This is a genomic window from Nocardia takedensis NBRC 100417, from assembly GCF_000308695.1.
In the GTDB taxonomy this organism is placed as follows: Bacteria; Actinomycetota; Actinomycetes; order Mycobacteriales; family Mycobacteriaceae; genus Nocardia; species Nocardia takedensis.
Genome location: NZ_BAGG01000093.1, coordinates 340,237 through 364,472, shown reverse-complemented (window position 1 = coordinate 364,472; position 24,236 = coordinate 340,237). Strand labels below are relative to the sequence as shown.

Genomic DNA, 24,236 nt, shown 5'->3' with positions numbered 1-24,236 from the left:
GGCGTCAGCGACCCAGCGAGTCCAGCAGGTCGCGGTTCTGGTCGAGCAGACCGCGGAACTGCGATTCGTAGCCGTACTGCGCGGCCAACCGCGCACCGGCGTCGGCGGCCTGGTCGATCGCGGCGCGCGCGGTGTTCGGGACCTCGGCGGGCAGCACGGCGGCGGGCTCGGGCTCGGGTTCCGGCGCGGGCTGCGCGGTGCGCAGGTACTGGCCGCAGACCGGCCACGCGCCGACGCCCTGGGTGGCGAGCACGTTCTCCGCGACGCGGATCTGCTCTTCCTTGCTGGCGGTGTGGGCCGAACCCTGACCGCCGTTGGCCGCCCAGGTGCTCGGCGAGAACTGGAGGCCGCCGTAGTAGCCGTTACCGGTGTTGATCCCCCAGTTGCCGCCGCTCTCGCACTGCGCGACGCCGTCCCAGTCGTAGGCGGGTGCGGCGGCGGCCGTTCCGGTCGACAGGGCGAACGGGACGGCGGCGAGCGCGCCGGTGACGGCGACGAGGCCGAGGCGGGTGGAGAACTTGCGGTGATCGGACATGGTTGTGATCCCTCCCTGCGCCCACCGGTGTGCGTCCCTGTCCCCAGGAGGTCGGGGAGCCTCGCGACGCGGGACAGGGTCTCGGGTGTGCGACGTCGTGAGGTGGAGCCCATCCGCGGTTGCCTCCGGGCCTTGTTCCGACGCTAACCAAGAATTGCCCGCAGATCACATCTTGATAACGCAGGTTTTGTCTGATGTGAATGACCGGATCGAACGCATCGACCCTGGTGGACAATGCCCTGGGAATGTATTTCACGCGTGTAGTTATCCAACGGTGATGTGGTCGAGATCACCGCGAGATAGTGAATCGGATCACGTTTGTCGGCGGACCGCGCGGTCCACGCGCGCACGTCCGGCGGTCGGGGCGGTCGCCGAAACGCGATCCCGTGAGAATTCCCTTTTGTCGGCTTCGCTGCCCGTCGCCGAATCGATATCCCGACCCCGAGCTTCCCGGCGGCTATCTCCGGCCTCGCTCGACACCCGACTCGACCTGCGGTCCGTCGCTCGCGCGCCGGTGATTTGCCTTCCGCGCGTAGACGTGTGTAATGTTGTGTTCACCGACGCGGGGTGGAGCAGCTCGGTAGCTCGCTGGGCTCATAACCCAGAGGTCGCAGGTTCAAATCCTGTCCCCGCTACAAAGGCTCAGGCCCGAGAGATCATCTCTCGGGCCTGAGCTTTTTCGAATCCGGCCGGTGTCGAGGTCCGGCCCGCGATCGCCGCGGCGGGGGGCGACGGTTTCGGTACGGTCGAGTCGACACCCACTCGAGACAGCGACGGGACTAGGTATGCCGATCGAACTGGACCTCACCGCGGACGAACTCCTGTCCACCACCCGCACCGTGCGCAAACGGCTGGATCTGGACCGCGAGGTCCCGCTCGAGGTGGTGCGCGAATGCCTCGAACTGGCCGTGCAGGCGCCGAGCGGATCGAACAGGCAGGGCTGGCACTGGGTGGTGGTGACCGATCCCGACAAGCGGCGTCGGCTGGGCGAGCTGTACCGGCGCGGGTTCGAGGCGTACCGGTCGGCGCCGGAATATCTCGGCAACAAGACCACCGGAGACGCCGAGGTCGACGCCACGCGCAAGCGGGTGGCCGGTTCCGCGGAGTACCTGGCCGAGAAGATGGGCGAGGTGCCGGTCCTGCTGGTGCCCTGCCTGCTCGGCCGCGTCGACGGGGCCACCGGTGCGCAGAGCGCCTCTTATTGGGGTTCGCTGTTCCCGGCGGTGTGGAGTTTCTGCCTGGCGGCGCGCTCGCGCGGGCTCGGAACCGCCTGGACCACCCTGCATCTGGGCTACGAACGCGAAGCCGCCGAAGTGCTCGGCATCCCGTACGAGAAGGTTACCCAGGGCGCGTTGATCCCCGTCGCCTACAGCAAGGGCACCGATTTCAAGCCCGCGGGCCGGACCGGCCTGGACGAGATCGTGCACTTCGACACCTGGTGACGGCGAACCGCCACCCCCGCCCGGGCGAAGGTCAGGGCAGGGGGTTGGCGGTGAACAGCGACCACATCCGCGCCCGCACATCCGTGCCGCGCGCGCCCGCGGGCCACACGTGCGCCTGGGTGACGTCGTCGGGTCCGTCGTAGAGGCGGTAGACCACCGAAGTGCCCGCCGCGCAGTCGAATCGCTGCCCGGTGAGGACACCCGGGCCGGTCTCGCCGTGCTGGGTCCCGCAGTTGTTCATCTGCCGCCAGTGGTCGCGATGCTGTTCGGCGATCCACTGCCAGACGATCGGGTCGTTGTCGTTGAGCATCACGCCGAAGGCGATATCGCGCGAAGCCGGGCAGTCGGCGAGGTCCCACGCGCCCTTCGGACCCGCCCAGACGGCGGCCGAGGCGATCAGATCGGCCGCGTCGCAGGCCATTCGGGAGGTCATCTGACCGCCGTTGGAGTGACCGGCGAAATGCACCCGCTTCGGCTGCACGCAGTAGGTGGCGGCGATGTCGTGGGCCACGGTGCGCAGGAATTCCACGTCGGGACCGACGTTGCGGGCGAATTCCCACGCCCACTTGCCGGCGCCTTCGTTCTTGCTGCCCTGTGGATAGGCCACGATGACCTTGTTGGCCTGCGCGAAGCCGGTCCAGCCGGTCTGGGGTTCGAAGATCTCGGGACTGCTCTGTCCGCCGTGCACCGCCACGATCAGCGGCGCCGGGCCGGTGAGACCGCTGGGGACGTAGAGCTTGTAGCGCCGCGAGGTGTCGTCGATCACGAGCGTGCGTTCGACGCTGTTCGCACCGGTCGGCGTGGTCGAACAGTTCGCCGCGGGCGGCGGCAGCGGACCGTCGCCGCTGACCTGGGCGCTCGCCGGGGCGGCCGGCCCGAACAACGAGAGACTCAGCAGCACCCCCGCGACGGCCGATAACCCACTACTCGTCTTCCACCGCATGGGATGCCCCTGTCTCGCGCGAGTTCCCGACCGCTGCGGCGATCCTAAGGCGGACCGACCCACGGCATCGAGGCCCCAGATCTGTGGGCCGGGGAACGCCGCGACCGGTCTCGCATCGGTCGGGACTCGGCGCACCGCGCGGGGCGTCATCCCGAACGGGCGGCCCGTTCCCAGGCCGAATCACGTAGCAGCCGAAGACCGTTGAGCGCGACGAGGATGGTCGAGCCCTCGTGTCCGGCGACGCCCAGCGGCAACGGAAGATGTCCGAGGAGATCCCAGACGACGAGCACGCCGATGAACGTCGCCGCGAGAACCAGATTGGCGACGACCACGCGACGCGCGCGCCGCGACAGCGCGATCACCGCGGGCACCGCCGCGAGACTGTCACGGACGACGACCGCGTCGGCGGTCCGCAGCGTGAGGTCCGCGCCCGCACGGTTGTCGCCGGTCAGCAGGACGGGGGTGTTGCCGGTGACGGCGCGCGCCGACTCGACCGCCGCGGCGGCGTCCGGACGCGGGCGGTCGGTGAGCGCGAGCACGCCGATCACCCGTCGGTCACAGGTCACCGCGGCGACGGTGTGCCCGCCGTGCCGCAGCGTCCGCACCAGCGCCGCCGCCTCGGGGAGGTCGGTCGGCGTCGAGGGCGCGGGTCCGCCGAGTGTCCGCACTCCTCTCGGCGAGCGAGCGGGTCGTCGGAACGGTCGATGCGACCACCCTCCAGGCGCTGGCCACCCCGAGCAGACTGCTGATCCTGAGCCGATTGCGCGACAGTCCGTGCGCGGTCACCGAACTCGCCGAATCCGTCGGCATGGAACAGTCGGCCGTCTCCCACCAGTTGCGCCTGCTGCGCAATCTCGGACTGGTCGTCGGCACGCGCGCGGGCCGCTCGATCGTCTACAGCCTCTACGACAACCACGTCGCGCAACTGCTCGACGAGGCCATCTACCACAGCGAACATCTGCGCCTCGGCCTGTCCGACCGCACCGACTCCGCGGGCTGAACCCGGCCCACCCGTGCCGTCCGATCCCCGGGACGGGACTCGCGATGAGGCCGCTGGTCGGCGGCGAAACGGACTCAATCGGCCCGCGGGCGAATCCGTCGCGCGGTGAGGGGGCGGCCGAGGAACATGCGGCCGAAGACGGCGGCGAAACGCAGATGGTCGCCCGGCCGGCAGGCGGCGGCCAGCGACCACACGGTCTCGGTGACGGCTTCGGGGAGCGGGCGGTGCGCGAAGCGGTCCGAGAGCCAGTTCATGGTGGCGGGGGTGGCGAGGTAGAGCAGGGGAAGGTGCAGGCTGAGGCGGTCGCGTAGGTAGCGGACGTGCGCGCCGGCGTCGCGGTAGCGGGCCACGTGGCGGTCGATGTCCTCGACGGCGATCAGTTCGTCGTTGACGCCCTGCACGACCAGCATCGGCATCGCGGGCGGGCGGTGTCCGGGTCGGATGTCGGCCAGTACGCGACGTAGCCGGGGGCGGTCGAGCAGGTCGGCGAAGGTCGAATCGGTGTAGCGGTCGAGATTCCTGCGCGCCAGGCGGGGGAGCAGCGACAGCGTCGTGCGGGTGGCGGCGTCGGCCAGCACCGCGTGGAATTCCGCCGCCGCGTGCCGGTGCAGGAGACGATCCAGATCCGGGTAGGCGCGCCGCAGGGCCGCCACGCACACGGTGGAGAACCCGGACATCGCCGAACCGTTGAGTCGGAGGAAGGTCGCCCCGGGGTCGCCGACCGGCGAACCCGCCACCGCGCCGACGACGCGCACCTCCGGCGCGTGATCGGCGGCCAGTTCGGCGGCCCACGCGGTGGCCAGCCCGCCCCCGGAATAGCCCCACAGGCCCACTTTCGTGGCGGGTCCAAGCCCCAGCGGTGCGAAAGTCAGAGCCGCGCGGATCGCGTCGAGCGCGCGATAGCCGGGCTCCCGAGCCACCCCGAAATGGCCGCCGAGCCCCCCGTGATCGGGCACCGACACCGCCCATCCGCGCGCCAACGCCTCGGCGATCACCGGCAGTTCCAGTTGCGGAATCGCCCCCAGCGCACGGGCTCCGCGCCGCAGCGCGTAGGAAGGCGAACACCGCGAACTGACACCGTCGATCGCGCACTGGAACGACAGCAGCGGCCGATCTTCGCCACCGCTCCCGGCGGGCAGCAGCACGGTCGTCACCGCGACTTCGGGCACGCCGTTCAGGTCGCAGGTGCGAAACAGCAGGTGCCAGGCCGAAACCCGTTGCGGAAGGACGCCGAACAGCGCGAGTTCGACGGGACGGGCGCGCAGGATCGCTCCGTGCGCGGAGCGTGCGAAATCCACCGGGGGACGGTAGAAGTCATCGTGCTCGGGCAGCGGTAGGCGACGGTCGTGCGAGCTCGCGGCCGTTCCGCTGTCGCGTTCACCAGTGTCGGTGCGGGGGTGGCCGATCGTGCTGAATCCGGCATCGCTACCTGTGGGGGCAGGCGCGTCGGCGGGTAGCGGGTGTAGGTGTCGGCTCATGGCGGGTGTCCTCACGTGCGGTCGGCATCGGAGTCCGTCACCGCGAGTCGCCGGGGCGCTCGCGCGGGTCGGCGGAACGGAGGGGCGAGACGGCCTGCGGTCGGCCGGATCGGCCTCATCGGTCACGGTAGTGCGCGGAGTCGACGGCGTGAATTGGCGCGGAGCACAGGGGAACGCGCGCGAGTTCGTCACCGGAGTCGGTGGGCGCGACGAGCGTGTCCGGGTGGGTGTAGCTGCGCGCGACCAAAGCCGCGCGCAGCCGCCACAGGGTCGAGGGCCTGCTCGCGTCGAGTCCGAGGAGCGCGCCGATCCGTCGGATGCGGTGGTCGACGGTGTTCTGGTGGATGTGCAGCGCGCGGGCGGTGCGGCGGCGGTTGAGTCCGTTGCGCAGGTGCACGCGCAGGGTCTCCAGGAGATCGGGATGGTCGACGAGCGGGTCCAGGACGCCCGCGAGGTGGTCGCGCGCGGGTCCGGGCCTGGTCAGCTGGTATTCCAGGGCGAGGTCGTCGAAGTGGTGCAGTCCCGGACCGCCGTGCATGCGCAGCGCGAGGTCGAGCAGTTCGTGCGCGAAGTCGGCGGCTTCCGGGATCCGTTCGGCCGCGGCTTCGGTCACGGCGACCGTGAGTCCGCCCGCCGTGGCGAGTTCGGCGATCTCGCCGTCGGGCACCGTCCCGGAGGGGACCAGGACCGTTCCGCCGAATCTGCTCAGCAGCGCGGGCACCGACTGCCCACAGTGTCGCGCCAACGCCTCCCGGAACGCGGACGCCGTCGGGTGCGCCCCGGAGCCCACCTGCCCGCCGTCACGCCCCGAGGCGGTCACCTCGGGGGTGATGCCACCCACAGGTGGGTCGCGCCGTTCGCGATGCTCTCGGTCGCCGTGCTGATGCTGTCGGGGGGCGCGTGGCAGGCCCGGAATCGCCGACGCGGCTCGCGTGTGCACCGCGAGGACGAGGTAGCGCTCGGCGAGCGGCGCGCCGTGCTCGCTGGCGACCCGCCGGGCGCGTCGGTCGCCGCCCAGCAGCGCGCGGGCCACGGCTTCGCCGCGAGCGGGGGCGACCTCCGAGTAGGCCGTCGACACCGTGACGGTCACCGCGTGCAGCGCGTCGAGCAGGCGCGCGACCTCGTCGCCATCGGGGCGCAGGGCGTCGTCCAGGTGCAGGCGGAACCCCTCGCGCACCAGGCGGTGCACGGTGTCGATCGGCACCCCGACGCCCGCCCACCGCGCCGCCGCCCGGTGGATGCGGTCCATGCGGGCCGCGTCCGCCGGTCGTGCGACGTGGCGACGCGGGTCGGGCAGTCGAGGTTCGTCGGCCCGCGCGGTCCGATCCGCGCGGTCGGCGTCCTCGACCAGGTCCAGACAGCCCACCACCACGCCGCGGATCTCCTCGCGCAGCAGGTTGCCCCGCCCGCCGCGCCGGGGCAGGGTCTCCAGCAGTCGTCCCACGATGCGCTCGGTCCGCGCGGCGGCGCAGGCGCGGGCGGCGGTCACAGTCGGCCGCCCCCGCCGATCAGCCACGGGTTGAATTCGCAGACCGGTGCGGCCGCGGCCGGGTCGAGGGCCTGGAGGGTGATGCTCGCCGCGCGCGGGGAGTACATGAGGGTGAGGTGGTCGGAGAGGTCCTGTTCGCAGCCGTCCTGGAGGGTGATGTTGTGGACGGTAGCGCCCGCTCCGGCGCGCAGGAAGGTCCAGTCGTAGGGGTTGGTGACCTCGTCGTAGCGCGTCCCGACCACCGTGTACGTCACGCCCGGTACGGTGTCGCCGCCGGCGTTGAGCGTTTTCAGGAAGGGTGAGCCGACGGCTTGCTGGATGTTGGACAGGCCCGCGATCGGTTCGTAGAAGCCCAGGATGTCGACGCCGAGATCGTTGATGAAGCGGCCGAGCGAGGCGATGCCCAGCAGTGAGGTGCCGTGGTGGGTGGCCCCGAAAGTCACCAGCTTGTCCACCTTTTCGGCGCCGCCGCCGAATTTGAGGTAGTGGTTGGCGAGGGTGCCGCCCTGCGAATGTCCGACGATGTCGACCTTGTCGGCGCCGGTCGCCGTGCGCACCCGGTCCACGAATTCCGCGACCTGGCGCGCGGATTCCTCCATCGGTCCGACGCCGTAGCGGCCGGGCAGCACCGAGCCGAGCCCGCCGCCGTCCACGAGTCCGGAGCGGCCGTAGTTGAGCGCGAACACGCAGTATCCGGCCTCGGCCAGGCGCGGCGAGAGGTAGGCGAAGGTGTCGTAGGCGTTGAGCCAGGTGCCGTGCAGCAGCACCACCGGGTTCGGGTGGGTCGCGCCGGGCTTGCAGTCCCACCGGTTGGCTCCGGCGGGGGCGGCGTTCGGGGCGAGCAGGCCGTGGGCGAAGGCGGCCAGCGGCGCGGTCATCACGGGGCCTTCCCCGGCGGCGGCCGCGGCGGTGCTGCGTCCCCATCCCGAGGCGCTGCCGGTGTCGACGATCGCCTTCGGCTGTCGACCGTCCGGTGCGGGCGCGAGCCCGGCGGACAGGGTGTCGGCGAAGGCTTGCAGGTCGGTCTCTGGCGTCGCGTTCGCGAGGCCGGGGGCCATGACCGCGCCCGCGACCAGTGCGGTGCAGGCCAGGAGCCGACGTAGGTGTTGCCGCTGTGCGAACAATTCCGTACTTCCCATCCGTCCGTCGGCGCGGCCTCGAAAGGGTATGTCGCAGATCACTATCCGGGATCGAATGTGATCTGCGACGCAGCGCCGTTGCGATACCGAGAAGTCTGGACCGCGCGGCGCGGCGTCGTCACTGCACTGCCGAACGAACTGCGAGGGCCGATGTTGTCCCGGGTGACAAAGTCTCGTTCGGCGAGGTCGAGGCGTTGTCCACGGCGTTGCCCTCGGTGAGAATCGGCTCATGTCAGCCGCATCGCCCCCGTCCCTCGCGGACGCTCCGCTGCTCACCCGCCTGCTCGCCGGGTGGCCGCGGATCGCCGAACGCCTGCTGGCCGACGGACTCGGAGCGACCCCGCCCGCGGCCGACCTGCCCGACGGTCATTTCCGCGCGGAAGTACTTCCCGCCATCAACGCCTGCGGCCACGCGGTCCTGCGCGCCATCGGCGAGAACCGCACGCTGACCCACGCCGAGGTGGTGGCTTTCGTCGGCCCGGTCGCCGAACGTCACGCCGAGGACCGATTCCCGCTCTCGATCCTGCTCCAGGCCATCCACGGTTCGGCGCAGGCGGTCCTCGCCGAGGCGGCCACGCTCGCGACGCCGACGGAGATGGATCAACTGGTCGTCGTCGGCGCGGGTCTGCTGGACCTGCTGATGCACATCACCATCGTCGTCACCGAGACCTACACCGAGGTCGGACAGTCCATCCACAACGTCGAGCGCGAGGCCCGCCGCGAACTGTGTTCGGCGCTGCTGCTCGGTCTGCCCGCCGACGATCTGTCCGCGCGCGCCGACACCCCGCTGACCGACAACTACACCGTGCTCGCCATCGAGCTCACCCCTGATGAAACCGCCACCGCCGCCGCCGATCTGCTGGCCCGCAGGAGGATTCGCGTCCTGCACCGCACCTTGGACGCCTTCACCAACGGCACCGCCCTGGTGTCCTTCGGCGGGTGCACCGGCCTCGCGCTCGTCCCGATCCACGCGGACGGCGCGCCCGCGGTCCGTGCGGCGGAACTGGCCGCCGCGCTGAACGAGAAAGTGGGTGCGGCAACCCATCTCGCCGAATGTGTCGCCGTGCCGCGCGCGGAACTGCCGCGCGCGGCCGCCGAGGTCGCCGAACTCGCCACGCTCGCACGGCTATTGGGGCGTCCGCCGGGCGTGTATCGCCTCGACGACCTGCTGCTCGAATTCCAGCTCAGCAGGCCGGGCGCGGCGCGCGACCGACTCGCGGCCCGCATCGCGCCACTGCTCGGCGCGCCGCATCTGCTCGAGGCGCTGGAAGCGCACCTGCACTTCGGCGCGGACCGCAAGGCCGCCTCGAAACACCTGCACGTGCACCCCAACACCTTCAGCTACCGCCTGCGCCGCGTCGGCGAACTCACCGGCATCGATCCCGCCGAGCCGACCAACTCGCGAATCCTCGCCGCCGCCGTCACGATCCACCGCCTGCACCCGCCCGCGAGTCGGGACGACGCCCGCTGACCCGGCCGCCCCGCGCGAATTCCGTCCGGAACGCGCCGTAACGATGCATTAACGGTGCGGGAGGGCGCGGCGTGGCTAGAGTCGGAGGTATGGGCATCGAGTGTTCGAGCGTCGTTCCCGTACCCCGTCCCGAGGTGTTCGCCTGGTACGCCAGGCCCGGGGCGTTCACCCGGCTCGCGCCGCCGTGGCAGCCGGTCACCCCGGTGTCCGAGGCGGATTCGCTGCGTGACGGACAAGCCGTGCTCGGGTTGCCCGGCGGGCTGCGCTGGATCGCCCGCCACGACCCGGCGGGCTACGATCCGCCGCACCGCTTCGTCGACGCGTTGACCACCGACGGTCTCGCTTCGCTCCCCGCCGGAATGCTGCTGCGCTGGAAGCACACCCACGAATTCGAGGAACTCGACGCCGAGCACACGCGCGTCATCGACAAGGTGCGCTCGCCGGTGCCCGCGTTCGCGCTGCGGTCCATGTTCGCCTATCGCCACCGTCAACTCGCCGACGATCTGGGCGCGCACCGCCGCGCCGCCGAGCACGGTTTCGCCCCGACCACCGTCGCGGTGACGGGGGCGTCCGGTTTGGTGGGCACGGCGCTGTGCGCGTTCCTGACGACCGGCGGCCACCGTGTGGTGCGACTGGTCCGCCACGATCCCGCCGACGCCGACGAACGTCGTTGGGACCCCGACAATCCCGCGCCCGATCTGCTGGACGGCATCGACGCGGTGGTGCACCTGGCGGGCGCGTCGATCGCGGGCCGGTTCACCGACGGGCACAAGCGCGCCTTGGTCGAGAGCCGGATCGGGCCCACCCGCGCGCTCGCCGAACTCGCCGCCGACCGCGGAACGCGGACGTTCGTCAGCGCGTCGGCCATCGGCTACTACGGCTACGACCGAGGTGACGAGGTCCTGGACGAGAACGCTTCGCGCGGCGCGGGTTTCCTCGCCGACCTGGTCGAGGAGTGGGAGTCGGCCACCGCGGCCGCGGCGGGCGCGGGCGTGCGGGTGGTGCGGGTGCGCACCGGGATCGTGCAATCCCCGCGCGGCGGCACGCTGAAACTGCTGCGCCCGCTGTTCACGGCGGGGCTCGGCGGCCGCGTCGGCGACGGCGAGCAGTGGCTGTCCTGGATCGGCATCGATGACCTGATCGACGTCTACCATCGCGCGCTGTGGGACACCGCCCTGAGTGGCCCGGTCAACGCGGTCGCCCCGGACCCGGTGCGCAACGCCGACTACACCCGCGTGCTCGCCGGCGTGCTGCACCGCCCCGCCCTCCTGCCAGTCCCCGATTTCGGCCCGGAACTGCTGTTGGGCGCGGAAGGGTCGAGGGAACTCGCCCAGGCCAGTCAGCGCGTGACCCCCGCGCGCTTGGACGCCCTCGGCCACACCTTCCGCCACCGCGACCTGGAGGCGACCCTGCGCCACCTGCTCGGCCGCACGAGCTGAGCGCGCGCCGGGATCGCGGGGCGTCGGTTCTCTCGGGCACCGCGCGCTGAATCGGATGTGCATCGATACGCGGGACGACCACCGGGCGAACGCGCCCGTTCGGACTCGGGCCGTGTTCTCGACGGCGTCGGACAGGCGCGCCGGGGGAACGTGCCCACGCTGTGCTCAGGCCAGTTGTTCCACGGCGTCGGACAGGCTGACCACTCGCCCGACCCCCTCGGGCAGGATGACCTCGTCCCACCCGGGCCCGCCGACGAGCACCCGCGCCCCCGCGCCGACGCAGGCGCGCGCGGCCGAACTGAGCGCGGTGGACTCCTGCTGCGACCACAGCACCACCCGGCTCGGACTCTCGTGTCGCGACAGCGCGTCCACCAGCGCCGTGGCGGGGACGTCCGCGCCGAGCATGCGCGCGCCGACGCCGCGTTCGGCCAGCGCCGCGCGCAGCACCTCCAGGGCCAGGGCGTGCGTCTCGCCGCTGGTGCAGGCCAACAGGATCGAGGTCGACGCCGAGAGCGCGGGCGGGGGATTGGTGCGGTGCAGGATCGAGGTGACGCACCAGGAGAGCAGGTGTTCGACGTCGATGCAGCCCTCGCCGTCGAGTTGCCGCGCGACGATGTCGGCGAAGGCGGGCCTGCACACCTCGTCCCAGGTGTCGATCACCCCGTAGTCGCGCACGTGGGCGGTGAGCAGCGTCGACACGGTCGTGGTGTCGAGGGCGAAGGCGGCGTCGAGCAGGGTGGCCCGGTCGCCGCGGATCGGCGCGGGCCCGCGCACGGCGGCGGCCGCGCCCGCCGGGGTGGCGCCCTCGCGGATCAGGGCGACCATGCGGTCGAGCAGTTCGATGTCGCGTTCGGAGTAGAGGCGGTGGCGGCCGGGGCGATCCTGGGGCGGGCCGATGTCGTAGCGGCGATTCCAGCTGCGCAGGGTGGCGGTCGGGATGCCGAGTCGTTCGGCGACGGCGCGCACCGTGTATCCGGCCGCGTCGGAGACGGGGGCGGATCCGGCGGGCATCACCTCATTCTGCCCGTCCGGGCGACCGCGAGCGGATCTGACCCGGCGTCCACCCGTCGGGGGTCGGTTCGACGCGGCGGGCCGGTCGTTCACCGTCGTGGCGCGACTCGTGCGCGAGCGGCGCGCGGCAGCCAGCCGTGGCGCATGTCGACCTCCTGGTGCGCCGGGGAGAATCGGTCTTCTGAATCAATTATGCATCGTTATTCCCGCGGTGGGTAGTAGCGTGAGTACTCACAGGGACAACCGAGGAGGTCCGAGAGATCCATGATCACCCACCACCTGCGCCGCTGCGCCGCCGTCGCGGCCGCCGCCTTCGCCGCGTTGACGCTCGGCGCGGGCACGGCCGCCGCGTCCCCCGCGCCCGTTCCCTCGCTCGACCTCCAGCGTTACCTCGGGACCTGGCATCAACTCGCCGCCGTCCCGCAACCGTTCAACCTGGTGTGCGCGATGGATACTCGCGCCACCTACACCCTCGACCCGCAGGGCAACGTCTCGGTGTTCAACCGGTGCACCACCTGGTCGGGCACCGCGAACGAGATCCGCGGCACCGCCACGGTGAACGACACCGTCACCAACGCGCAGTTGCACGTCAGCTTCCCGGGGGTGCCCACCCAGGAGAGTCTGAACGGTCCCACCAACTACATCGTCACCGCGCTGGGCCCCGACTATTCGTGGGCGCTGGTCACCGACCCGTACCGGTTGTCGGGCTTCGTCCTGTCCCGCACGCCCGCGCTGGACGCCGAGCAGTGGGACGCGGTCGGCGCGGCGATCGACGCGGCGGGGGAGAGTCGCTGCCTCTACCTGACCTCGCCGACGACGGGCGGACTGACCGGTATCCGACCGCTGTGCGTGAACTGAGGCGTGCCCGAAGGCCCGCGCGTCGCTCGGTAAGCTGACGCGTCCAGCTCACCTCGGGAAAGAGATCGATGTCGCAGTTCGAGAACGTCACCGTGACGAAGACGGCCAACGTGTATTTCGACGGCAAATGCGTCAGTCACAACATCGTGTTGGCCGACGGCACCGCCAAATCGGTGGGTGTCATCCTGCCCGCGTCGTTGACCTTCACCACCGGTGCGCCCGAGATCATGGAACTGCTGGAGGGCGAGTGCGCGGTGCGCTTGGCGGGGTCGGACGAGACGGTGACCTTTCGGGGCGGCGAGTCGTTCAGCGTGCCGGGTGACAGCTCGTTCGACATCGAGGTGCGCGAAACCTTGCACTACGTCTGTCATTTCGGCTGAGTGGACCACCCGTCCGACCCTCGGTAAACGGACCGGGGGTCGGTTCGGGCCACAGAATCAAGTTCTGAAACAGCGGAAGTCCGGATTACCGACCATAGAGTTCCGTATGCTCGGGGTGTTCCGTACCGCCGGAACGTCCGGCCGTGGCAATCGTGCGCCCAACACGGTCACGACCGTCGGACGGGGAAGCGCTCTCGGATGCGTACCCTGCGCTTCCCCGTCCGCTCGCGGTGTGCTCGGCTGGCGTGTTAGGTGGGCCGGCGTGTTAGGTGGGCGGACGTGTTCAGCGCGGGAACGGCGCAGTGATCGTGGTGAAGTACTGCGCCGCCGCGAGCACCGCGACCGGTGCGGTCACCAGCAGTTGTCCGGCGACGGTGCCCAGTGCGCCGACTGCGACGATCCCGCCCACGCACCCCACCGCCGCGGCCGGGATGAACGGTCCGAACAAGCCCGCGATGGTCGCCGAGGCGACGGTCGCGCCCGCGATCCCGCCCAGGACGCAGCCGACCGCCGCGCCGCCGAGGCCGCCGGCCAGGGTGCCGATGGTGGCGCCCATGCTGATCGTGCTGGTCATCCGACTCCAGGCCGCCTGCTCGCGGTCGTATTCGCTCTTCCACGGCGCTTTGTCCTCGTAGGGCAGCGCGACCGGTTTGTAGACCGCCAGCGCCGGGTCCAGGCGCGGGGTCAAGGTGGCGGTCCGGTCGCGGATCGTCGCGGTGATCGGGAATTCGTAGTCGTCCACGCGGAACCGCAGTTCCGCGCCCGCCACGGTAGCGCCGTCGGCGGCACGGATCGTGAACACGCCGTTCTCGGCCGTCATGGTTCCCGCGTCCGTGGTGATCACGGTGGCGTCGGGGGCGGTGGTCACGGTGTATCCGATCGCGGCGTCCTCGGTCGGCGCGGCGTGCGCGCCGCCCGCGGCGATCCCGAGCGCACCGATCAGCAGCGCGGCCACGGCCGCGGACTTCTTCGTCGACATGTAGTTCTTCACCCTCATCACGTGTTGCCTCGGTGGCCGTATGGCCACCGAGGAGCTTAACGACAACGATTGTCATTTGCTACACGCGGGTGTCCGAACTCAGAGCACGAACGGGACGAGGGCCTTGCGCTCGCTCGGGTAGTCGGCGAAACGCTCGCGGTACCAGCGGTGCGTCGCGAACGCGCGCGGCACCAGGTTGCCCGCGGTGATCAACAGGATCACCACACCGGCCAACGACCAGGTCAGCAGCGCGAAACCCGTCCACGCCACCAGTTCGCCCAGGTAGGCAGGGCAGGAGACGTAGCGGAAGCCGAAGCCGTGCGGCACCTTGTATTCGGCAGCGCCCGGATCGTTCTTCTCGCGCAGGTTGCGCACGATCGACTCCGAGCGCATCAGCAGCGTGAACCCGCCCAGGTAGATCGCCACGCCGATCAGGAAGCGCGGATCGGTGAACCAGTCCGTGCCGTACTGGTGGCGGTAGTCGTGGCTGAAGAACGCGCCGTTGAGGTAGCCGTGCAGGGTGGTGACGAACATGCCCATCGCCAGCACCGTGACGTTGAAGGTGCTGCGCTTGCCGGGCACCTGCCGGATCGACAGCGGGAAGAACCATCCCCGGTTGGCGTAGTGCAGCAGCCAGATCGCGGCCAGAACCAGCGGAACGGGTTCGAAGCGGTCCGGGCCGCTCAGGAAGAAGACCGCGAAGACGATCGTCGCGGGGATCTCCATCAACCACCAGCCGAATTTCGGACTCAGGTTGAAGCCCACTTTGGTGGTGGCGAAGCGACCGTACGGACTCTGCGCGAACAGTCCGCCGATCAGGACGAAGGCGGCGAAGCCGAAGCCGATCGTGAGCACCGTGTCGTAGGTGGTGTCGCCGGTGTACCAGTCCATTCGGTCCCTCTGTTCTCCCGATGCGCCGCCCGCTCCGAGTGATCGGCGGCGAAAAAATTAGAACATGTTCTAACATGGTCGTCATGCCGCTCTCACCGCTCGCCGAGGATCTGCTCTCGGCCGTGCGCGCCTCCCCGCGGGCCGTCGCGGCCCACGACAAGGACACCTGGGTCGACCTGTTCGGTCCCGACGCCGCCGTCAACGATCCGGTCGGCTCGCGCCCGCACATCGGCCGCGCGGCCATCGGTCGCTTCTACGACACCTTCATCGGCCCCAACACCATCGCCTTCGACGTGCGCCGCGACCTCGTCGCCGACCACACCGTCCTGCGTGACCTGCACATCTCCACCACGATGTCGACCGGCGCGACCGTGCGCGTCCCCATGCACCTGCGCTACGACCTCGCCGAAGTCGACGGCCGCTGGCGCATCGCGCGCCTAGCCGCGCACTGGGAACTGGCCCCGATGATCGGCCAGTTGCTGCGCACCGGACCCGCCGGAATCGGCGCGGCGTGCAAGCTCGGACCGCAGTTGCTGATCAATCAGGGGATGGGCGGCGCGCTGGGCATGATGAAGGCGCTGTCGAGTGTCGGGCGCGCGGGCAAACGTGTGGTGCGCGACCTCGCCGCCGCCCTCTCGGCCGCCGATCTGGAACAGGTTCGCGTGATAGTCGACGACCAGGCCGCCCTCGAAGCCCCTGCGGGCGCTCGGGTCTCGGTCGAGGAATTCACCCACCGTGTCCGGGAGATGCGCTGGGAGAAATTCATCGCCGCGGGCCGCACCGTCAGCGCCTCGGTCGACCTCGACGGCGCGCACGGCATCGCGATGGTCGACTTCGCCCCGCGCGGCACGAAGATCACCGCGATCACCGTCTACCTCGACGCCGACCCGGGCTCGCCGGGGGCCGGCTAGGATCCGGAACGGGAGCGTTCCGCCTCCCGACCGAGCAGACGGAAGGTGCGACGATGGCGTTCGCCGACTACCAGAACGAGATCTACTTCGCCGCGCTCGGCGGGAACCTGCCGGAATTCCCGATGGACTACGCGACGCTGGAAGCCAAGGCCGCCGCCGCGCTGCCCGCCGGCCTGCACTCCTACATCGCCGGGGGCGCGGGCGACGAACTCACCCAGCGGCGCAACGCCGAAGCCTTCGAGGACTGGGGTCTGATCCCGCGCATGCTGGTCGGCGCGACCGAACGCGATCTGACGGTCACCGCCTTCGGCCTCACCTTCCCCGCGCCGCTGTTCCTGGCCCCGGTCGGCGTCATCGGATTGGTCACCGGCGACGGGCACGGCGACCTCGCGCTCGCCCAGGCCGCCGCGAAGACCGGTGTGCCCGCGGTCTTCTCGACCCTCATGCAGGACCCGCTCGAAGAGGTGATCCCGCACGCGGGCGACACCCCGAGCTTCTTCCAGCTCTACACCCCCAAGAACCGCGACCTCGCCGCGAGCCTGGTGCGTCGCGCCGAACAGGTCGGCTACCGGGGCATCGTCGTCACCCTCGACACCTGGATCCCCGGCTGGCGGCCGCGCGACCTGTCCACCGGCAACTTCCCCCAACTGCGCGGCCACGTGCTCGCCAACTACACCAGCGACCCCGTGTTCCGGGAGATGGCGGGTACCGACGACCCCAAGATGATCGTCCTGCACTGGGTCGGCACCTTCGGCAACTCGCTGACCTGGGACGACCTGACCTGGTTGCGCGGCCTCACCGAACTGCCGATCATCCTCAAAGGCATCTCCCACCCCGAGGACGCCCGCCGCGCCCTCGACCACGGCGTCGACGGGATCTACTGCTCCAACCACGGCGGCCGCCAGGCCAACGGCGGACTCAGCGCCCTCGAGACGCTGCCCGACGTGGTCGCCGCCGTCGACGACCGTGCCCCCGTGCTGTTCGACTCCGGCGTGCGCTCCGGCTCCGATGCCGTCAAGGCGCTCGGGCTCGGCGCGACCATGGTCGGACTCGGCCGCCCCTACGTCTACGGGCTCGCCCTCGGCGGCGTCCCCGGCCTGGTCCACCAACTGCGCATGACCCTCGCCGAAGCCGACCTGCTGATGGCCGTCAACGGCTACCGCGACCTCGCCGCCGTGCGCGCCAACATCCGCCCGACCACGAAAGGCCGTGCGGCACACTAGGTCATGGCTGTATCCGGCAGCGCGCCCTCGGCGGTGCGCAGCCGCTCTCCGAGCCGGGTCAACAGGTCGATGGATTCCTCGGACAAGCCGACCGCCGTGCGCACCAAGCGGCGCAGATGCGGACCGGAGAGGTCACGGGCCAGCGCGTCGTCGTCGCGGTATCGGTCGAGAAGGTCGAGATCCACTGCGGTTGCTCACAATCTGACTGCTCGGGGCCTGCCCCTGGACACACTGGACACAGGTGGAAAGGGCGGCGGTTCGGCTGCCCGCCCTTCGCGGAGGTCGTCGCTGCGCCGTTGCGCGAATCCCGCCCCCGCCCCTGGAAACGATCGGCGAGCCGCGATGTCGCGCGCGACGAACTCGGCGACCACTTGTCTGTTGTACCGGAATCCTCCCCGAATGTGTCGGCTGCCCTCGACAAATTCTCGGATGTCGCCGAACCGGGCGTGGCGCACCCGCCCGACGGTTGCTCCGCGTTGTGATCCGCCCCAACTCCCGTCCGCCCCAGTCTGAAACGCGATTGCGCAAGATTCGCGGGGTGGTATGTCCGAATAGGGCGGATCGGCGGGTGGTCCGCCCGAGCCGCACATACCACCTGCTGACCGGGCGCGGTGTCGACAGAACCGGCCGTTGTCCGAGTGATCGCGGCAGCTTGTCCTCGGCGACCAACTCCTCGGACTCGACCTTCGCGACCGCGAACACCGAACGCGACAGGGGCGGGCCGTCGCCCACCGAGGATCGAAATCCGCATCCACTGCCGCAGCCCGCCGCCGCGCGCGGTCCGGGCATGCGGCGGTCGACACCGCTCCCGCGAACCGGGGCCGCGTCCCACCGACGGGACCTGTTCGAGTCGCCCTCGGGTTCCGGCGCGGGCTACCGAACTGTTCGCCATCCCATTGCTGGTATCCGTAACGGTCCGGTGGCTGCATGCCGTCCGATTCACCCCGTCGCCGCCACTGCCGTCGATTCGCTCCGGCCATCTCGCGCAGCCTTCGGGCGAACGAAATCGTCCAGGCGACTCGAAGCGACTGTACGTACCTCGGCTCGCCGGTAGGGACTGGCGGGACGTCCCGGCGCGCCGCGCGGCGTGTCCCGCAGACTGTCGCTGGAACTCGACATCCGAAGCGACACAGAGTATTCCAGTAGCATCGACGCACCGCACCTGAGGGTGATCGCGGGCCGCCGATCGAACGCGCGATGTAGTCGACGTACCGGATCCCGTGCCTCGTCCTCGGCGGACGAGATTGCGTTGATCGAAACCATCGTGCAGCAGGCTTCGAAGGAGGTGAGTTGATGCGTGAACACGTGATCTTCTCGCATGAGCCGGACTCCGAACCGGCCTGGACGTACCGGTCTCATCCGATCGCCTGCGTCGGCATGGCCGACACCTTGGGTGAGGCGCGGGCGGACTTCCGGAGGCGCTGGCGCTCGCGCTGGACGAGGGTGAGTCGGTGCCGGAAGTCGTCGAGCATCTGGAGCGGCACCACCCTGACGGTTTCTGGGTGCGCATCCAGCTCGGGCGCGATGCCAGGGAGCGGGATTACGCCGCGCGCGTTTTCCTCGGGACGTGGACGCATGTGCCCGATCGGGCGGACGGGCCTCCCCAGCTCATAGCGCGCACCAACACGGATATAGGGGAGCCGGTCGTGATCGCCTGCCTGCCGGAGGACTCGATCCGTTCGGTGGTCGAGCAGTTCAAGAGTGGTGAGTCGTATGCCGTTCTGCTGTCGTTCGTCGATGTGCAGCAAGGCTATGACTGGACATGGGTTTCCGGAATCGCCAGGGGCGCGAAGTCCGCGAACGATTATCCGGCGGCGTCGCTCGAGGACCAAGGGCTCACGTTGGATTCCACGATGCGGGAATTGAAGGACGCCTCGATCGCGGGGAGGCGAGAGAGCGAGCCGCAGCCGCTGCTGATCGTCGCCTGAGTCGAACGAGGGCCGAGCGGTCGCCTTCGAATGCGGTCGAGGTCGGTGGTGGCTTGGCGACGACGCTGGTCGTGGACCTCGCGACGACGCGTGTCGTGCTTTGCCGGAGCGGGGTCGTGAGATGGGTGTGCCCCGGTCGCGGGACCGGGGCACACGGGGTTGTCGGAGGTCGGGTCAGCGGCGGCGGGACTCCACGCGGTCGCGGGCGGCGTCGGCGAGTTCGGCTCCGCGTTCGCGGGCGGTGGCGGCGATCTCGGGGGCGCGCTGCTTCGCGGTCTCGGCGAGTTCGGCGCTCCGGTCGCGGGCGATGTCCGCGAATTCCGCGCCGCGGTTGCGGGCCACTTCGGCCCATTCCGCGCCGCGATGGCGGGCGACGTCACCGAATTCGGCCCCGCGGTTGCGGGCGACCTCGGCCCATTCCGCGCCGCGGCCCTTGGCGACGTCGCCGAATTCCGCGCCGCGGTTGCGCGCGACCTCACCGAGTTCCGCACCGCGGTTGCGGGCGATCTCGCCGAGTTCCGCGCCCCTGGTCCGGGCGACGTCGGCGAGTTCCGCACCGCGCTCCTTGGCCACCTCGCCGAATTCCGCGCCGCGGTCGCGGGCGATCTCGGCGAACTGCGCGCCGCGCTTCTTGGCGACTTCGGCCAGTTCGGCGCTCTGCTCGCGGGCCACACCGGCCCAGCGGGACTTGCGGACCTTCTTGGCGATCTCGGGTGCGCGTTCCTTGGCGACCTCGACCAGTTCCGCGCCGTGCGTCTGCGCGCTGCCCGCGAGTTCGGCGCCGCGACTGGCCGCCACACCACCCAGTTCCCGCGCCTTGACGGCCGCGTCGTGGGCCTGTTCGCGCAGGGCGGCGGCGGTGCCGGAATCGGAGGCGGCGCCCAGCGGGAGCGCCGCCGAGACCGCGGCCGCCGTCTTGCTCGCGGCCCGCTTGCCGCGCCAACCCAGCGACGGCTTGCCCGCGGTGTCCGCGCTGGCGATCATCAGGCCGCCGAGAAGGCTCATATCCTTGAGGAACGCGTTGCGCTTGGCGATCTTGCGGTCCGGATCGCTCTCGTTCCAGAAATCCTGTTCGGTCACCGTCGCGGGCACCACCGTCGCGGCCAGCACCAGCGCGGCCAAGCGCGGCGCACGGCCGATGGCGAGCAGTGTGCCCGCCGAGACCTGCGCGATGGCGTTCACCCGCACCAGCGTGCCCGGGTCGGCGGGAAGTTTCGCGGCGACATTGTCCGGCAGCGAGCGCTCGCCCTGCTGCACCAGCGCGGCGGCGGCCTTCGCGCGCGGCTGCGGATGGATCAGCGTGTCGACGCCGTCGGCGATGAACGCTGTGGCGAGTAGTGGGCGGGCAAGTCGGCGCAACAACATGGTGACAACCCTTTCTCGGTGGCTTAGCGGTCGGGTTCCCGTGAACCCCATGGTCAAACACCACTGCGAGCAGGCCACCCACGAGCCGGTGACCTGGGCAATCCTAGGACGTCACGTGAGCGTGACGGGCGTTGCGAGGCCGAAGAGGGGCCGCGCGTCGGCGGGCCGACCCCCGATCACCGACGGAGCAGGAACTCGAGACTCACCCGTTCGAGAAATGGGCGGCTTCGATCATCACCCAGTGTCCGCAGTGCGGGAAGAGGTGCAGTTCCGCCTCGGGGATAGAGCGCATCGGGATCATCGCCATGTCCGGCGGACACTGTCGGCCCTCGCGACCCCAGGTCAGCAGGCCACTTCGCCCAACATCGACCGGTATGGCGGCGTATCAGTGGCCGCCATCGCTCGGGTTCGCGCTGAAGATGTTCGGAACCACCCCGCCGCTACGGCAACACCCACAAGCAACATCACCACCTACGTCCCCACACAGGAGCGAGCCCGACGAGCGCCGTCTCGTCGGCCGGTGGGCGAAACGCCGGGCACCGGACGTGACCACTCGGTACACCTCACAGGCAACATCACCGCCTCCCGTCCCCACTCGGGCGCGAGTCTTACGAGCGCCGTTCGCGGCCGTCTCGTCGGCCGGTGGGCGAAGCGCATGCGCCGCAGGCGCGAGTCTCGCCCGCCGGCCGACGAGACACAAGGGGCCGCGAACACGCCGCGCCGAAGGCGCGGCCAATCAAACACCGGGCACACCGCCCTGAGACCCGTAAGCCGGCAACGCCCCCGCCCCCAGGCCCGCCACACCCCGTCCAGCGCCCCCACACCATCTTTGGTAACCCCCCGAAGCCAGCAGCCCACCGAGCTCTATCCAGCTACCCCCGAACAGCTTTCATTCAACTACCCCCGAACAGCCCCCGACCAGAACCCCCCTATCCCGCTGCCTCCGAGAACTTTTCGGCGAGCCCAGCCCGAACAACCTTCCCCGTGGCATTGCGCGGAAGCTCATCGGTCACCAACTTCCACACCTGGGGAACTTTGTAGTAAGCGATCCGTTCGCGAACGAACGCAGCCAGTTCCCCTTCGGTGACCCCACCGCCCGGTTCCAGCACCACCACAGCGGCCACCCGCTGACCGAGATCGTCGTCGGCGACCCCGACGACCGCCGATTCCCGCACCCCGGGATGCGTGTCGAGGCAGTGTTCGACTTCGGTGGGATACACGTTCTCCCCGCCTCGCAGGATCAGATCGGATCGCCGCCCGGACAGCCGTAACCGCCCTTGTTCGAGGATGCCGATGTCGCCGGTGCGTAACCACCGGTCGGGGGTGATGGCGGCGGCGGTGGCGGCGTCGTCTTCCCAGTATCCGAGCATGACGTAGGGGCTGCGGACCCAGATCTCGCCTTCGACGTCTTCGCCGACCGGGTCACCGGCGGGGTCGCGGATCTGGAGGTCGACGCCGATGACCGGTCGGCCGACGGTGTCGGGGTGGGCGGCGAGTTCGGCGGGGGCGGCAAGGGTGGCGGCGGTGGCGCATTCGGTCATGCCGTAGCTGGTGGCCAGGGCGGTCTCGGCGACCGGGAGACGTTCGCGCAGGCGGTTCTGGAGGTCGGCGGAGGAGGGGGCGGAGTTGAGGGAGAACGCGGCGAGGGAGGAGAGGTCGTAGCGGTCGAGGTCGGCGCTCAGCAGTCGGGCGGCCATGGTGGGCATGGCGCCCCAGTTGGTGACGCGTTCGCGTTCGATGAGCGCGGCGACGCGGTCGGCGTCGAACGCGCCGCTGTAGAGGATGGCGGTGTCGCCGGTGACCATGCGCGGCAGGACCAGGTTGTGCAGGCTGGCGATGTGGAACAGGGGGGAGGTGAGTAGGAAGCGCCGTCCGCGCGGTGTTCCGTCTTCGACGCCGCCGCGCAGGGCGGTGGCGAGCGCGTCGTTGTAGCGGTGGTAGTCGATGACCGCCAGCAGGTTCCGGTGCGAGTGCACCGCGCCTTTGGGGCGGCCGCTGGTGCCGCTGGTGTAGAGGACGATGGCGGGGTCGTCTTCGTCGCCGGTCACCGAAGGCACTGCGGCGGAGGAGAATTCGGCGATGAGTGCGGGGAGGTCGTTTTCGACGGTGAGAACCGGGATGTCGGTCGTCAGGTCGGCGAGCGAGGCGGCGCGCCGGTCGTCGACGATGAGGACGGCGGGTCGGGTGTGGCCCAGTCCGTAGTCGATCTCGCGTGGCGTCCACCACGCGTTGTAGCCGACGGCGATCGCGCCGAGGCGTTGCGCGGCCCAGAACGTCATCACCCATTCGGGGCTGTTGGCGGCGAGGATGCCGACTCGGTCGCCGACGCCGACGCCGTACCGTTCGCGCAACGCGGCGGCGAGCGCGCCGACGGACGCGGCGTGTTCGGCGTAGCCGATTCGTCGGTCCTCGGTCACCAGGTATTCGCGGTCGCCGAGGGCGGCGGAGTCCGCCAGCACCCCGACCAGTGAGGTCTTCCGTTGCCGGAGTACGGGAATCGCCGCGCCGAGCACGTCCTCGACGGCCATCTCGAACGGCCCGCCCGGCCCGGTCAGTTCGGCGGCGACGCGTGCCGCGCGTTCCCGGGGGTCAGCGGATGTCATGGCGGGTCCTCACGGGGTCAGTACCGCGCGGCCGCGGATCAGGCCGCGGTCGAGTCGGTCCAGGGCTTCGCGTCCGTCGGCGAGGTCGAAGGTCTCGACCTCGACGCGCAGCATTCCGGCGGCGGCCAGGTCGACCGAGGCGATGAGGTCGGAGCGGGTGCCGCCGTAGGACTTGCGCACGGTCGCGCCCCACGGCCAGCCCGGCCCGCCCGCGGGTCCGGCGGTGATCTCGGGTGCGCCGCCGCCGAGTCCGATCATCCGGTACGCGCCGTTGGGGGCGACCGATTCCACGGCGAGGCGGGCGGTGGCGTCGGTGCCGACGAAGTCGAAGACCGCCGCCCCGCCGCGTCCGTCGGTGCGGTCGAGGACGGCTCGCGCGGTGTCGTCGTCGGCGAGCAGGCCCTCGTGCGCGCCGCAGTCGGCGGCCAGCGCCAGTTTCTCGGCGGCGACGTCGACCGCGAGGACGGTGACGGCGGTGGTGGCGCGCAGGATCTGCACCGCGACGTGTCCGAGTCCGCCGATGCCGATGACGACCGCGGTGGCGCCGGGCCGCAACACCTCGCGCGCGCCCGCGATGGCGTGGTAGCTCGACAGCGCGGCGTCGGCGATGGGTGCGGCCTGGGTGAAGGCCAGGTCCCCGATCGGCACGAACGAACTCGCGGGGATGCGTACGTATTCGGCCATGCCGCCGTCGGGGCCGAGTCCGGGACACGGCGGCATGGCGGTGCGTCCGGCGGCGAGGCAGACGTTCTCGTTGCCGCTCACGCATTCCCGGCACCGGCCGCACGACCAGCACAGGTAGACCAGACCGCGTTCGCCGACGGCGGGCCCGTCGACCGCGTCGCCGACGGCTTCGACGGTGCCCGCGATCTCGTGGCCGAGGGTGAGCGGTTCGTCGCGCATGCGGAACGGGATGTGCAGGACGTGCAGGTCGGAGTGGCAGATGCCGGCCGCGGCCACGCGCAGCAGCAGGTCGGTGGGGCCGATCTCGGGGACGGGCACCTCGCGCAGTTCGAGGGTCTGCGGCCCGGTCAGCTGGAGGGCTCTCATCGCCGTGCCTGGTCGGAGCGGTTGCGGGACAGGCGGTTTCGCGGGTGGATCACATCGGTCCTCGAGTACTCGCCGCGTCCTGTGGTGCACGGCACCGTCGG

At 70.6% G+C, this 24,236-nt stretch carries 20 protein-coding genes, 1 tRNA gene and 3 pseudogenes; 10 read left to right on the top strand and 14 right to left on the bottom strand.

The features are described from left to right. Positions 1 to 4 precede the first annotated feature (4 nt). Positions 5 to 535 carry a transglycosylase family protein gene (locus ON30_RS20720; protein WP_040709163.1) on the bottom strand — a complete coding sequence of 177 codons (531 nt, stop codon included), beginning with the start codon at positions 533 to 535 and terminating at the stop codon, positions 5 to 7. A gap of 561 nt (positions 536 to 1,096) precedes the next feature. On the opposite strand from ON30_RS20720, the gene ON30_RS20715 reads away from it, so the two are divergent. Beyond that, a tRNA-Met gene (locus ON30_RS20715) sits at positions 1,097 to 1,170 on the top strand. A gap of 156 nt (positions 1,171 to 1,326) precedes the next feature. Continuing rightward, the gene (locus tag ON30_RS20710; protein ID WP_040709352.1) at positions 1,327 to 1,977 is read left to right on the top strand and encodes a nitroreductase family protein; all 651 of its coding nucleotides are present in this window, start codon (positions 1,327 to 1,329) and stop codon (positions 1,975 to 1,977) included. Between the two features lie 31 nt (positions 1,978 to 2,008). Here the strand turns inward: ON30_RS20710 and ON30_RS20705 are convergent, their stop codons facing one another. Together ON30_RS20705 and ON30_RS39295 are read right to left on the bottom strand one after the other, a co-directional pair. Continuing rightward, positions 2,009 to 2,878 carry a CE1 family esterase gene (locus ON30_RS20705; RefSeq protein WP_040709161.1) on the bottom strand — a complete coding sequence of 290 codons (870 nt, stop codon included), beginning with the start codon at positions 2,876 to 2,878 and terminating at the stop codon, positions 2,009 to 2,011. Between the two features lie 188 nt (positions 2,879 to 3,066). Continuing rightward, positions 3,067 to 3,516: pseudogene (locus ON30_RS39295) on the bottom strand (heavy metal translocating P-type ATPase); the annotation flags it as partial. Positions 3,517 to 3,626: 110 nt separating this feature from the next. Here ON30_RS39295 and ON30_RS20695 point away from each other — a divergent pair. Further along, positions 3,627 to 3,920, top strand: a pseudogene (locus ON30_RS20695) (ArsR/SmtB family transcription factor); the annotation flags it as partial. A gap of 74 nt (positions 3,921 to 3,994) precedes the next feature. Here the strand turns inward: ON30_RS20695 and ON30_RS20690 are convergent. From ON30_RS20690 to ON30_RS20680, 3 genes are all read right to left on the bottom strand, one after another. Further along, positions 3,995 to 5,218, bottom strand: coding sequence for a lipase family protein (locus tag ON30_RS20690; RefSeq protein ID WP_245554138.1), 1,224 nt, complete (start codon positions 5,216 to 5,218; stop codon positions 3,995 to 3,997). Positions 5,219 to 5,513: 295 nt separating this feature from the next. Further along, a complete protein-coding gene (locus tag ON30_RS20685; RefSeq protein ID WP_051029611.1) occupies positions 5,514 to 6,887 on the bottom strand; it encodes a PucR family transcriptional regulator in 1,374 nt (457 codons plus the stop codon). Further along, on the bottom strand, positions 6,884 to 8,026 hold the full coding sequence (locus tag ON30_RS20680) for an esterase/lipase family protein (protein ID WP_051029609.1): 1,143 nt from the start codon (positions 8,024 to 8,026) through the stop codon (positions 6,884 to 6,886). The genes ON30_RS20685 and ON30_RS20680 overlap by 4 nt, the downstream gene beginning before the upstream one ends. Before the next feature lie 229 nt (positions 8,027 to 8,255). Here ON30_RS20680 and ON30_RS20675 point away from each other — a divergent pair, with 229 nt between their 5' ends. Then, positions 8,256 to 9,497, top strand: a complete 1,242-nt coding sequence (locus ON30_RS20675) for a PucR family transcriptional regulator (protein WP_040709155.1) — start codon at positions 8,256 to 8,258, stop codon at positions 9,495 to 9,497. Between the two features lie 89 nt (positions 9,498 to 9,586). After that, positions 9,587 to 10,936 carry a TIGR01777 family oxidoreductase gene (locus ON30_RS20670; RefSeq protein WP_040709153.1) on the top strand — a complete coding sequence of 450 codons (1,350 nt, stop codon included), beginning with the start codon at positions 9,587 to 9,589 and terminating at the stop codon, positions 10,934 to 10,936. A 165-nt stretch (positions 10,937 to 11,101) separates the two neighbouring features. On the opposite strand, the gene ON30_RS20665 is transcribed toward ON30_RS20670, so the two are convergent. Continuing rightward, positions 11,102 to 11,947 carry a MerR family transcriptional regulator gene (locus ON30_RS20665; RefSeq protein ID WP_040709150.1) on the bottom strand — a complete coding sequence of 282 codons (846 nt, stop codon included), beginning with the start codon at positions 11,945 to 11,947 and terminating at the stop codon, positions 11,102 to 11,104. A 264-nt stretch (positions 11,948 to 12,211) separates the two neighbouring features. On the opposite strand from ON30_RS20665, the gene ON30_RS20660 reads away from it, so the two are divergent. Both ON30_RS20660 and ppnP read left to right on the top strand, forming a co-directional pair. Continuing rightward, positions 12,212 to 12,805 carry a lipocalin family protein gene (locus tag ON30_RS20660; RefSeq protein WP_040709148.1) on the top strand — a complete coding sequence of 198 codons (594 nt, stop codon included), beginning with the start codon at positions 12,212 to 12,214 and terminating at the stop codon, positions 12,803 to 12,805. Positions 12,806 to 12,873: 68 nt separating this feature from the next. Beyond that, a complete protein-coding gene (ppnP, locus tag ON30_RS20655) occupies positions 12,874 to 13,185 on the top strand; it encodes a pyrimidine/purine nucleoside phosphorylase (protein WP_040709146.1) in 312 nt (103 codons plus the stop codon). Positions 13,186 to 13,468: 283 nt separating this feature from the next. Here the strand turns inward: ppnP and ON30_RS20650 are convergent, their stop codons facing one another. Further along, complete coding sequence (locus ON30_RS20650) at positions 13,469 to 14,164, bottom strand: DUF8020 domain-containing protein (protein WP_040709348.1); 696 nt, start codon at positions 14,162 to 14,164, stop codon at positions 13,469 to 13,471. Between the two features lie 99 nt (positions 14,165 to 14,263). Continuing rightward, positions 14,264 to 15,055, bottom strand: coding sequence for a phosphatidylethanolamine N-methyltransferase family domain-containing protein (locus ON30_RS20645; RefSeq protein ID WP_040709145.1), 792 nt, complete (start codon positions 15,053 to 15,055; stop codon positions 14,264 to 14,266). A gap of 83 nt (positions 15,056 to 15,138) precedes the next feature. Here ON30_RS20645 and ON30_RS20640 point away from each other — a divergent pair, with 83 nt between their 5' ends. Together ON30_RS20640 and ON30_RS20635 are read left to right on the top strand one after the other, a co-directional pair. Continuing rightward, a complete protein-coding gene (locus ON30_RS20640) occupies positions 15,139 to 15,966 on the top strand; it encodes a nuclear transport factor 2 family protein (protein ID WP_040709347.1) in 828 nt (275 codons plus the stop codon). 53 nt (positions 15,967 to 16,019) lie between these two features. Beyond that, complete coding sequence (locus tag ON30_RS20635) at positions 16,020 to 17,189, top strand: alpha-hydroxy-acid oxidizing protein (protein ID WP_040709144.1); 1,170 nt, start codon at positions 16,020 to 16,022, stop codon at positions 17,187 to 17,189. Here ON30_RS20635 and ON30_RS20630 read toward each other — a convergent pair. Beyond that, entirely contained in the window at positions 17,186 to 17,374 is a 189-nt protein-coding gene (locus ON30_RS20630) for a hypothetical protein (protein WP_040709143.1), read from the bottom strand. The genes ON30_RS20635 and ON30_RS20630 overlap by 4 nt on opposite strands. Positions 17,375 to 18,640: 1,266 nt before the next feature. On the opposite strand from ON30_RS20630, the gene ON30_RS20625 reads away from it, so the two are divergent. Beyond that, entirely contained in the window at positions 18,641 to 19,117 is a 477-nt protein-coding gene (locus ON30_RS20625; protein ID WP_157183792.1) for a hypothetical protein, read from the top strand. Positions 19,118 to 19,291: 174 nt separating this feature from the next. On the opposite strand, the gene ON30_RS20620 is transcribed toward ON30_RS20625, so the two are convergent. From ON30_RS20620 to ON30_RS20610, 4 genes and pseudogenes are all read right to left on the bottom strand, one after another. Beyond that, the gene (locus ON30_RS20620; protein ID WP_040709140.1) at positions 19,292 to 20,482 is read right to left on the bottom strand and encodes a DoxX family membrane protein; all 1,191 of its coding nucleotides are present in this window, start codon (positions 20,480 to 20,482) and stop codon (positions 19,292 to 19,294) included. Between the two features lie 176 nt (positions 20,483 to 20,658). Continuing rightward, a pseudogene (locus ON30_RS41190) lies at positions 20,659 to 20,881 on the bottom strand (alpha/beta fold hydrolase); the annotation flags it as partial. A gap of 530 nt (positions 20,882 to 21,411) precedes the next feature. Further along, positions 21,412 to 23,085: a steroid-24-oyl-CoA synthetase gene (gene casG, locus ON30_RS20615; protein ID WP_040709138.1), complete on the bottom strand. Its 1,674-nt coding sequence runs from the start codon at positions 23,083 to 23,085 to the stop codon at positions 21,412 to 21,414. Positions 23,086 to 23,094: 9 nt separating this feature from the next. Then, positions 23,095 to 24,135, bottom strand: coding sequence for an NAD(P)-dependent alcohol dehydrogenase (locus tag ON30_RS20610; protein WP_040709137.1), 1,041 nt, complete (start codon positions 24,133 to 24,135; stop codon positions 23,095 to 23,097). Between the last annotated feature and the right edge of the window lie 101 nt (positions 24,136 to 24,236).

Coding starts and splice junctions, on each gene's coding strand:
- ON30_RS20680 (WP_051029609.1), bottom strand. CDS start 8,026: ATGGGAAGTACGGAATTGTTCGCACAGCGGCAACACCTACGTCGGCTC.
- ON30_RS20670 (WP_040709153.1), top strand. CDS start 9,587: ATGGGCATCGAGTGTTCGAGCGTCGTTCCCGTACCCCGTCCCGAGGTG.
- ON30_RS20635 (WP_040709144.1), top strand. CDS start 16,020: ATGGCGTTCGCCGACTACCAGAACGAGATCTACTTCGCCGCGCTCGGC.
- ON30_RS20720 (WP_040709163.1), bottom strand. CDS start 535: ATGTCCGATCACCGCAAGTTCTCCACCCGCCTCGGCCTCGTCGCCGTC.
- ON30_RS20620 (WP_040709140.1), bottom strand. CDS start 20,482: ATGTTGTTGCGCCGACTTGCCCGCCCACTACTCGCCACAGCGTTCATC.
- ON30_RS20660 (WP_040709148.1), top strand. CDS start 12,212: ATGATCACCCACCACCTGCGCCGCTGCGCCGCCGTCGCGGCCGCCGCC.
- ON30_RS20650 (WP_040709348.1), bottom strand. CDS start 14,164: ATGTCGACGAAGAAGTCCGCGGCCGTGGCCGCGCTGCTGATCGGTGCG.
- ON30_RS20675 (WP_040709155.1), top strand. CDS start 8,256: ATGTCAGCCGCATCGCCCCCGTCCCTCGCGGACGCTCCGCTGCTCACC.
- casG (WP_040709138.1), bottom strand. CDS start 23,085: ATGACATCCGCTGACCCCCGGGAACGCGCGGCACGCGTCGCCGCCGAA.
- ON30_RS20645 (WP_040709145.1), bottom strand. CDS start 15,055: ATGGACTGGTACACCGGCGACACCACCTACGACACGGTGCTCACGATC.
- ON30_RS20640 (WP_040709347.1), top strand. CDS start 15,139: ATGCCGCTCTCACCGCTCGCCGAGGATCTGCTCTCGGCCGTGCGCGCC.
- ppnP (WP_040709146.1), top strand. CDS start 12,874: ATGTCGCAGTTCGAGAACGTCACCGTGACGAAGACGGCCAACGTGTAT.
- ON30_RS20665 (WP_040709150.1), bottom strand. CDS start 11,947: ATGCCCGCCGGATCCGCCCCCGTCTCCGACGCGGCCGGATACACGGTG.
- ON30_RS20610 (WP_040709137.1), bottom strand. CDS start 24,135: ATGAGAGCCCTCCAGCTGACCGGGCCGCAGACCCTCGAACTGCGCGAG.